The sequence below is a fragment of the Ammoniphilus soli genome, from assembly GCF_040813775.1.
This window is the reverse complement of sequence record NZ_JBEGDL010000047.1, coordinates 24,868-33,474: the sequence shown is the minus strand read 5'-3', so window position 1 is coordinate 33,474 and position 8,607 is coordinate 24,868. Positions and strand designations below refer to the sequence as shown.

The following is an 8,607-nucleotide window of genomic DNA, read 5'->3' as shown; positions in this document are numbered from 1 at the left end:
GAAGGACAAGAACCGTTATCCACAATTGTAGGGTATTGCTGTCAAACTCGAGTTTAAATAACTTCGACAGAAAAAATCATAATGTTACATGAAGCGATGCTCTAAGAATTGCTTTGAGAGCCTCAAATTTTAATTTCGCATTTTCAATTCCATAATCTTTATCAGCCATCTCTTACTTTTATTATCCCTTGTCCATGACCTAAGGAAAATAGTGGTTATGTCAGCACAATGGATCTCCACATCTACCCAGGTGGTGTACCCTCTCATGTCTCACAGGCTCTAGCCATAACACTATCCGTGGGGTGGAGGCCGGATATTAACATAGAGCAATGATTAAAAGAGTTACAAAATCCGCATTTCGTAAGGGTATTTTTAAATAAGAGTTTATCCCCCTTTCGTAGACATTAGGATGTTGTTGATTGTACCTTTCTTTATATCCGATCCAAGAGACGTTCACTAGCTTTTTCATAAATCAAGTAAACTAAGATACGGAATGAAGAAAAGCCTGTACCTGACGCTAGAGGCAAGCACTTCATCTTCCACAAGTGAATACATTTCCTTCCCTTTCGGTAGAAGGTCATATTCCCAATGAGACCGCAGCTCCCTCCTATGGTCATCTAGCAATTACCTCTTATCATAGATACAATCTTCATCCCCCAGAACTTATGCCATATCCTAAATTCTTTAGACTTTTAAATATCGTTTGGATTAAGTTTAGAAAGTCATTTCCATGACAATACTTAGTTTATATAGTGCTAAAATATAGGAGGATAAAAATGGATAATCAATTTCTAGTAGCTAATCTACCAGCTGATCAACTACAAAAAATTCAATCCTTAGAAGAAGCAATTCGTCAAGATACAAACGAAAACATTGTTTTAATTGCATATGAAGAAAACAAATAAATAATCTTCAGACTAACCGCTCAACAGAAGGTCCTCAAATTCCTGTTCGGTGAGCCACATGATACAGGAATCAAAATCGTCGAATCCATCTTGTTTTGATAAACAATGTTCGGATATTGTACAAGACCAAAAACAATTAGGATAACCGTTAATGGAAAAGTAAGTGGTTTACAATCTTTTAACTTTCCAAACTGATGCGTAATTAAATAGTCCCTATCCCAGGAGGTACTTCGATCAATAATATTCAGAGTACCTCCAATACTCTTACCTCAGTAAGTTACTTTCTAGTAACATTAACAATCGCAAATTATTCTGTATTACATTGAATTTACTGGATAGAATCAAGATACATTCAGCCATTTTTCAGCTTAAATTCAGGGGACAATAAAAATAAAAGGACCTCTTCTCCATTATCACTTTTTCAAATCAATCCTTCCGCAACCAACTGAAAGATTAAAGATAATCAAACCAACCATTAAACAAGAATACAATTGTATTTCATAGGAAAGACCAATCCATTCCCCGATATAGCCAAGCGTAACAATCGGAATTCTGATGCCTAAATACCTCACAACAAAAAAAGAAGAATTCCATTCGCCCGCATGGCATCCGTGGAGACTTGGTTAAGATAGGCTAAACCGCCCGCAAAGCTTGGCCCGTTCCCCAACCCGATAAAGATTGTCGTTAAAAGGAGTAAAAATAAAGACTTCAACAGCAAGGTAAGAATCATACATAGCAACCCAAAAACTAATAGAATATAGCCTATTACAATTAAACGAAATACATGGCTTTCGGCATCAACGATCACCTCGGCAAATCCGTCTGTTTCGTTCGTAGCCAGCGCTCGTCCATTGGCACGGAAAGGGAACGTCCCTACTTTCACTTGATATCCCAGTTGCTCCGCTTCTTCCCGCGTGTACCCAAACCCTTGCGATTTGGGGATCAGAGAAGATGACATAAGGAACGTTTGGAGAATTAATGGCACTAGGCAAACCGCCAATGACCTCGGCTGCGACAACCCCTTGTTTGGAAGCTCGGTGAGCAAGAGCCGGCCCCGGTGTAATATCTCCAATGGCAAAGATATGCTCTACGTTGGTACGACATTTGCTATCCATTAAAATATAGCCTCGTTCATCCGTTGCAATGCCGGCTTGATCTAATCCGATCCCCTGCGTATGGGGTACCCTACCGATGGTGACCAAAACCTTGTCACTCACGATGGTTTCGGGTCCTTGTTTTTCTGAGGAGACACGGAGGGATACTTTTCCCTCTTCAATCGATGCCTCTTCTACACGTGTCGATGTCTTAATGGTAAGGCCCAGCTTTTTCGCCTTTTGAGTTACTTCTCGGACCAAATGTCCAGCTACTTGAGGCAAGATGAATCCGCCATTTCCACAATCGTGACCCTTGCCCCCAGTTGGCATAAGCCATGCCCATCTCGATGCCAATATAACCTCCGCCAATTGATCGACAACGTTTCAGGAACTTCATTTAGTTGGAAGGGCTGAAGTAGAATCCAGAATATATTCCCCATCCACCGTTAAAAATGAAGGAACGAACGGCCGGGATCCGGTCGCGATGATCGCCTCTTCGAACTTATAGGTTTCAAAATCCCCGCCGGTTTCGACGCCGATACGGTCATCAGATAAAAAGGTAGCCTCCCCTTTGACCACCGTCACACCGTTTTCCTTGCACAAGTGAGCAATGCCTTGATTTAACTGGGAATTACTGTCCTCTTTCCAACCCTGCCAAGAGCCGAGGTCAAACGTTACCTCTTCCTACGGGAGACGGATGCCCATTTTCCTAAAATGGGCTAACCCATGATATTGCTCCGCTGTGTGAATCAAAGCCTTGGAAGGGATGCACCCCCGATTCAGACAAACCCCGCCTAGCTTATCCTTCTCAATTAGAACGACGGACTTGCCCAATTGTCCCAAACGAATAGCGGCAGCGTATCCGCCCGGGCCTCCTCCAATCACCACAACATCGGTTTCTACTGCGACTTCTCCTACGACCATCTATCTCATCTCCACGAATAAAAGATTTGGATTTTCCAGTAACTCCTTAATCCCGTTCTTAAACCGAACAGCCGTCACTCCATCGATCAAACGGTGATCGACGCTTAAGGACATATTCATTATCAGGCGGATGACGCCTTCCCAATCGCGCACCACCATGCGCGGTTCCATCTTATGCAAGGCTAAAATCGCGACTTCAGGATGGTTGATAATCGGAGTCGCATGCAATCCCCCGATAGGCCCCACGTTGCTTGTAAAGGTACTGCCGGTAATCTGGTCTAAGGTCAACCTCCCTTCCCTAGCCTGGGTAGACAACTGGCTGATTTCTGCAGCAAGCTCAAAGATTGTTTTCTGATCGTCGTTCTTGATGACCGGAACGATCAGACCATCCTTCGTATCTGTTGCAATCCCGATATGGTAATAGTTCTTCAATACAAATTCATTCGTCTTATCATCTATCGAAGCATTGAGGGTCTTAAATTCTTTAAGAGCGATAACAATCGCTTTGATAAAGAATGGCAGAAACGTCAGCTTAATATTCTTTTCTTCAGCATAGACCTTCAATCGATCTCTCATTTCCTTTATCGCATCCATTTCCATCTCATCCACATGGGTTACATGGGGGATGATGGAGACCGACTTCATCATATGTTAAGCAATTTTCTTGCGGATGCCCTTCAATGGAATCCGCTCTTCCGATTCCTTTGGAGACTCCACATTCAATACTTTAACCGGTTGGGCTTCCGACTTCGCAGGCACTGCCGCCTCTTGTACAAACGGGTTGGTTACGTTGGCTGGAGCTTGTTTGCCTTCGGAATACTGAATCAGATCTGACTCGGTCATCCTTCCCGCAGGTCCTGTTCCGGTTACCCCTTCAAGATCAATAGACAACTCTCGAGCCATCTGGCGCACATAAGGCGTGGCCAGCACGCACCCCTATCCTAAAGGAGTGGCTTGCTTGCTTAATGCTTCAACAGCTTCTTGAGGTGCCACTTCTTTTTCCAACTCCATGACCGGTGCCGCCGCCGCAGCCACTGGATCTAACTTTCTTTCGACCAGATAAGGACACTCGTTACATACATATCGATCCTTTATTTAGCGATGTAATTGATTGGGAATTACTCGAGCCTCACTGTCAAGATTTGCTCCAGGTTGTCTTATCCATTAAATCTAGAAAAATCCTACCTTCAACATTGCTCAGAAAACTCAATAATGATAGTAAAAAAATGGATTATATCAAGCATTTAGAGAAATTGTAAGAACGGTATTTCTCCTAAAATATATCTCAGATATTAAATTAAGGGAACAAATAACGGCTAGTACAAATAAAGTTGAGGCATATAATGGCTTTTAAAAATCGCTTTTTTTCGGTGGAGATGGGGTTATCTCTGAAAATGATCCAGAAGAACAAGAAAAGCGTATCAAATATAATGATCTCGTTGCTAACGCTGTATTTTTTCAGAATGTTGTGGATATAACGGTAATTTTATGGGATCTCATAAAGGAAGGGCATGAGTTTTCGCGAGAAGATCTTGTTATGCTGAGTCCATACCTTACTAGGCATATTAAAAATCGATCGCTTGGCTAAACCTTCTTCTTTAAATCCTGGAATAAGATCCTCATAAGGTTTTTTGGTTGTATCTTGATAAATCAATCCGGCAACTAAATCATTGTTCTCCATTAAATGCGCATCGCCTGGATCTTATCGGTTGGATCATAGCCATCCTCGTCGCTCAGATTCTTTACGTTTTCCTTAAACCAGTTATAGGTATTAATTTTATTGAACGTGACGCATGGGCTGAAGATAGACAGACGGAACAAGGTCCTCGGCCTCACTGCAGATAAGCAAACCTTTTTACAATGCTAACAACCAGTGTTTGAGAACCTGCAACCGTACTGGCAAAGATGCATTTTTCCAGCCGTATTATCTGCTGCAGAGGAACGAGGCATAACAGGAAAGAAATTTATGAATGCACTTCTTGTTGGGTATGAAGTAGGCATAAGAGCAGGGATACTTTCTCATCAATTAAGACCGGATTATCACTGTACAGAATCCCATGACTCCTCTTGGATATAACCAGTAAGAGTTTTCATATTCACTTCCTCTCCCACTAATGAAAGAAAGGGAGAGCCATGCTAACTCTCCTCTTTTTTTGATCATTTCGAATGGATATAGGCGCTACTTAATAAACTTTTGAGAAACTAACCATTCTCTGGCTACTTCGGTAACATCCTTATGTTCCACATCGACCATATAGTTCAACTGCATCATCGTTTCGGTATTTAACTTTTCAGATACTTGATTCATCAGGTCAGCCACTTCAGGATGAGTGTCGATCAATTCTTTACGCGTTACCGGAGCCGCATTGTAAGCAGGGAAGAACTGCTTGTCATCCTCTAGAGCTACAAGATTGAAGCCTTTGATTCGACCATCAGTCGCGAAGCCAACCGATACTTCTACCTGGCCGTCCTTTAAGGCATTGTACAGCAGTCCGGAATCCATTTTCACCACATTCTTGATCGGAAACTGGAATTCATATGTTTTCTCCAATCCTTTGACTCCGTCTTCACGTGCATAAAACTCAGCGTTTGTTGCGAATTTTAAATGATCCGGTTTCTCACTTACGAATTTTGCCAGATCGGAAATGGATTTAATGCCTAGTTCATCCGCTTTGGCTTGGGGCATGAGGATAGCATAAGTGTTGTTAAAATCAGCTTTATTCAACCATACCAGGTTATTTTTTTTGTCATTTTCCTTTACTTTTTCATAGGCTTTCTCTGGGTCTGTTTCAACCGCTTGCTTCTGGTAGACAATTAAGCCCGTACCGGTATATTCCCAATACAGATCGATCTGTTTATTTTCCAAAGCGGAACGAACGACGGAACTTCCCATGCTTCCGGCTTCTTTCACCTCATATCCGTTCTCTCCTAAATAAATGGAAGTGATTTTGGACAAGATCATCTGTTCGGTAAAATCCTTTCCTCCTACGCTAATACTGCCTTTGCTTTTGCCTGCAGCCGGTTCAGATTGGTTTCCCGATTGACCGGCAGTATCTTGGTTGGAAGATCCGCATGCACTTAGCAGAAGCATGGAAACGGATAAAAATAAGGATAACCATGTTTTCTTAGAAAGCTTTTTCATCATTTTAACCCCCTAGTTTTATGTTCTTTAAATGGTTTCCAAATTACGCCTTAATCCTTTAGGAATGATGATCTTTTCAACTGTTCCTAATGTGAAATCAAGGACAACCGCCAATAGGATGACAGGTATTGCACCGGCAAGCATAATACCGGTATCAACCAGAGAGATTCCGGTGAAGATTAAGTCCCCCAAACCGCCTCCGCCTACAAGGAAAGCTAGGGCAGCAGTACCGACATTAATAACTAGAGCAGTACGAATCCCCGCAAGTATGGCGAAAAAAGCGTTTGGAAGCTCCAATTTCCACAAAATTTGACTTTGCGTCATGCCCATTCCTTTTCCAGCATCAATAATGGATGAGTTTACGCTCTCAATGCCGGCAACGGTATTCCTTAAAATTGGCAGCAGGGCATAAATCCATAAAGCAAAAATGGCTGATTTATAACCTAATCCCAAGTAACTCATAACCAGAGCCAGAATCGCCAAACTGGGAACGGTTTGACCAATATTGGCAAAATTCATTACTATCCAATCAAACTTTTTGAATTGCGGTCTTGTAATCAAGACCCCTAAAGGAACCGCAAAGGCAACAGCAAGCATAGAAGATAACGCTACTAATTTCAAATGCTGCTGGATGAGATAAATAAGATCGCTCGGATGATCGACGATAAATTGAAATGCACCTGCCGTATAGGCCCAAACTAGCAGAACGATGATAATCCCCAATAATCCAACTTTGATCACCCGTTCGAGTTTTCTCTCCTGCATCCGCTCCTCCTCCTTTCCAAAAGATTATTTTGCTATCGTGTTTAAGTCTGCAGGATGGACACCGGTAAGAATTTCAAAATCAGAAACAGTCAGAACGCGTATTACCCGGCCATTCTTATCTACTACACGAGCACCGCCGGAGGGAGCTGAGAGAATGGTCGATAAGGCGGTTCTTAAATTGGTTTCCAAGTAGACAACAGCCTGATGAAGTTCTTTGACTGAGTCATTTTTTCGCTGCTTGCCATCCAGCTTATGGATTAAATCCTTTACCGACAGCAGCGTCAAACGCTTAATCGCCCGTTCTCCACCGACAAAATCGCTCACAAAATCATTTTTTGGATTAGAAAGAATTTCATCCGGTGTACCATGCTGCATAATTTGTCCGGACTTGAAAATGGCAATGGTGCTGCCCAGTTTAATAGCTTCATCAATATCATGAGAAACGAACAGGATCGTCTTCTTCACATTTTCCTGAATGCGCAAAAACTCATTTTGAATATGCTCACGGATAATCGGATCCAGCGCACCGAAAGGCTCATCCATCAGCATGATCGGAGGATCCGCGGCCAATGCCCGGGCAATCCCTACACGCTGCTGCTGCCCGCCCGAAAGCTCCCACGGAAAGCGATTTCGATATTCATCGGGATTCAATCCGAGCAGATCAAGCAGTTCATCTGCCCTTTTTCGTATCTTTACCCGATCCCATCCGAGCATTTTGGGTACCACCCCAATATTATCTTCAATTGTCATATTGGGAAACAGCCCATTCTGCTGGATGACATATCCGATGGAACGCCTTAACTGGATCGTATCCACCTGATTGATGTCCTTTCCGTTAACTTCGATCGTCCCGCTCGTAATGGGAATCAGACGGTTTACCATCCGCAACAGCGTGGTCTTTCCACAGCCGGAAGGACCCAGAAAGACGCAGATATTGCCTTCTTCGATGTGAAGATTAATATGGTCTACCGCCTTCACTTTTTTGTCACCGCTATCATAAATCTTCGTGACTTCCTTAAACTTGATCATCTTTCAATCCCCTTTCTTGAAAAGTTTACCTTGCTCCTTTTGGAGCCAGTCTTTTTTGCAGTTGCCCCAAGAACAGATCCACTCCAATCGCTAAAACCGATACAGTGATCGCTCCCGCCTGAACCATGGTTGTGTAGCTGGTGGAAATCCCCCGCGAAATATAGTCACCCAGGCCGCCTGCACCTATATAGGCTGCAATGGTACCAATCCCGATGGTTAACACCACAGCCATGCGCACGCCAGCCATAATCACCGGAAGCGCCATCGGGATTTCAACTTTGGTTAACCTTTCCCAAGTGGTCATCCCCATCCCAATGGCTGCGTCCCTGATATTGGGGTCCACATTCTTGATGGCGATGTACGTATTCCGAATAATCGGCAGCTGAGAGTACAAAACCAAAGAGATGAGGGCCGGCAAAAATCCAATCCCTTGATTAATGATAGACAGGATGGGAATCATGATTCCAAACAAAGCAATCGATGGAATGGTCATGATGACTCCGGCTACGGCTAATACCAAACTGGCCAGCGTTTCTTTCTGAGAGATATAAATCCCGAAGGGAACACCCATTAGTATCGCTAGCCCGACCGCAAGGCCAACCAACTGTATATGTTCCCAAGTCATCACTAAAAGTTCCTGCTGGTTTGCCAGTATAAAATTAATGATTTCCATCACGTTCACCCCCGTTTTGAGTATTAAGTATTCTATTCCTATGTAATGCAAATAACATGCCAATATTCTGAGCTA

At 43.0% G+C, this 8,607-nt stretch carries 9 protein-coding genes and 3 pseudogenes; 3 read left to right on the top strand and 9 right to left on the bottom strand.

Annotated elements, in window-relative coordinates:
- Positions 1 to 776 precede the first annotated feature (776 nt).
- A complete protein-coding gene (locus tag ABLT31_RS34720; RefSeq protein WP_367760226.1) occupies positions 777 to 905 on the top strand; it encodes a hypothetical protein in 129 nt (42 codons plus the stop codon).
- A 568-nt stretch (positions 906 to 1,473) separates the two neighbouring features.
- Here the strand turns inward: ABLT31_RS34720 and ABLT31_RS34715 are convergent.
- The 3 genes and pseudogenes from ABLT31_RS34715 to ABLT31_RS34700 all read right to left on the bottom strand — a co-directional run.
- A complete protein-coding gene (locus ABLT31_RS34715; protein WP_462976578.1) occupies positions 1,474 to 1,713 on the bottom strand; it encodes a hypothetical protein in 240 nt (79 codons plus the stop codon).
- Positions 1,687 to 2,923 (bottom strand): annotated as a pseudogene (lpdA, locus tag ABLT31_RS39105) (dihydrolipoyl dehydrogenase); the annotation flags it as partial. The pseudogene lpdA and the gene ABLT31_RS34715, both read right to left, overlap by 27 nt.
- Positions 2,924 to 3,850 (bottom strand): annotated as a pseudogene (locus ABLT31_RS34700) (2-oxo acid dehydrogenase subunit E2); the annotation flags it as partial.
- A 119-nt stretch (positions 3,851 to 3,969) separates the two neighbouring features.
- Here ABLT31_RS34700 and ABLT31_RS34695 point away from each other — a divergent pair.
- Positions 3,970 to 4,493 (top strand): annotated as a pseudogene (locus ABLT31_RS34695) (Tn3 family transposase); the annotation flags it as partial.
- Here the strand turns inward: ABLT31_RS34695 and ABLT31_RS34690 are convergent.
- Positions 4,410 to 4,604 carry a hypothetical protein gene (locus tag ABLT31_RS34690; protein WP_367760229.1) on the bottom strand — a complete coding sequence of 65 codons (195 nt, stop codon included), beginning with the start codon at positions 4,602 to 4,604 and terminating at the stop codon, positions 4,410 to 4,412. The pseudogene ABLT31_RS34695 and the gene ABLT31_RS34690 sit on opposite strands and share 84 nt — an antisense overlap.
- Positions 4,604 to 4,759 (bottom strand): hypothetical protein, encoded by a 156-nt coding sequence (locus tag ABLT31_RS34685; RefSeq protein WP_367760223.1) that lies wholly within the window; start codon positions 4,757 to 4,759, stop codon positions 4,604 to 4,606. Before ABLT31_RS34685 ends, ABLT31_RS34690 begins: the two co-directional genes overlap by 1 nt.
- A gap of 37 nt (positions 4,760 to 4,796) precedes the next feature.
- Here ABLT31_RS34685 and ABLT31_RS34680 point away from each other — a divergent pair, with 37 nt between their 5' ends.
- Positions 4,797 to 5,000, top strand: coding sequence for a hypothetical protein (locus ABLT31_RS34680; protein ID WP_367760222.1), 204 nt, complete (start codon positions 4,797 to 4,799; stop codon positions 4,998 to 5,000).
- Between the two features lie 102 nt (positions 5,001 to 5,102).
- Here ABLT31_RS34680 and ABLT31_RS34675 read toward each other — a convergent pair whose 3' ends face one another.
- The 4 genes from ABLT31_RS34675 to ABLT31_RS34660 are packed head-to-tail and all read right to left on the bottom strand — an operon-like array spanning position 5,103 to position 8,532.
- The gene (locus ABLT31_RS34675) at positions 5,103 to 6,065 is read right to left on the bottom strand and encodes a glycine betaine ABC transporter substrate-binding protein (RefSeq protein ID WP_367760221.1); all 963 of its coding nucleotides are present in this window, start codon (positions 6,063 to 6,065) and stop codon (positions 5,103 to 5,105) included.
- A 27-nt stretch (positions 6,066 to 6,092) separates the two neighbouring features.
- On the bottom strand, positions 6,093 to 6,830 hold the full coding sequence (locus tag ABLT31_RS34670; RefSeq protein ID WP_367760220.1) for an ABC transporter permease: 738 nt from the start codon (positions 6,828 to 6,830) through the stop codon (positions 6,093 to 6,095).
- Between the two features lie 24 nt (positions 6,831 to 6,854).
- Positions 6,855 to 7,859 (bottom strand): ABC transporter ATP-binding protein, encoded by a 1,005-nt coding sequence (locus ABLT31_RS34665; RefSeq protein WP_367760219.1) that lies wholly within the window; start codon positions 7,857 to 7,859, stop codon positions 6,855 to 6,857.
- A gap of 25 nt (positions 7,860 to 7,884) precedes the next feature.
- Positions 7,885 to 8,532, bottom strand: coding sequence for an ABC transporter permease (locus tag ABLT31_RS34660; protein ID WP_367760218.1), 648 nt, complete (start codon positions 8,530 to 8,532; stop codon positions 7,885 to 7,887).
- Between the last annotated feature and the right edge of the window lie 75 nt (positions 8,533 to 8,607).

Bases quoted from the DNA above. Each gene is read 5' to 3' on its own strand.
- ABLT31_RS34720 (WP_367760226.1), top strand. From the start codon at position 777: ATGGATAATCAATTTCTAGTAGCTAATCTACCAGCTGATCAACTACAA.
- ABLT31_RS34690 (WP_367760229.1), bottom strand. From the start codon at position 4,604: ATGGAGAACAATGATTTAGTTGCCGGATTGATTTATCAAGATACAACC.
- ABLT31_RS34670 (WP_367760220.1), bottom strand. From the start codon at position 6,830: ATGCAGGAGAGAAAACTCGAACGGGTGATCAAAGTTGGATTATTGGGG.
- ABLT31_RS34665 (WP_367760219.1), bottom strand. From the start codon at position 7,859: ATGATCAAGTTTAAGGAAGTCACGAAGATTTATGATAGCGGTGACAAA.
- ABLT31_RS34660 (WP_367760218.1), bottom strand. From the start codon at position 8,532: ATGGAAATCATTAATTTTATACTGGCAAACCAGCAGGAACTTTTAGTG.
- ABLT31_RS34675 (WP_367760221.1), bottom strand. From the start codon at position 6,065: ATGAAAAAGCTTTCTAAGAAAACATGGTTATCCTTATTTTTATCCGTT.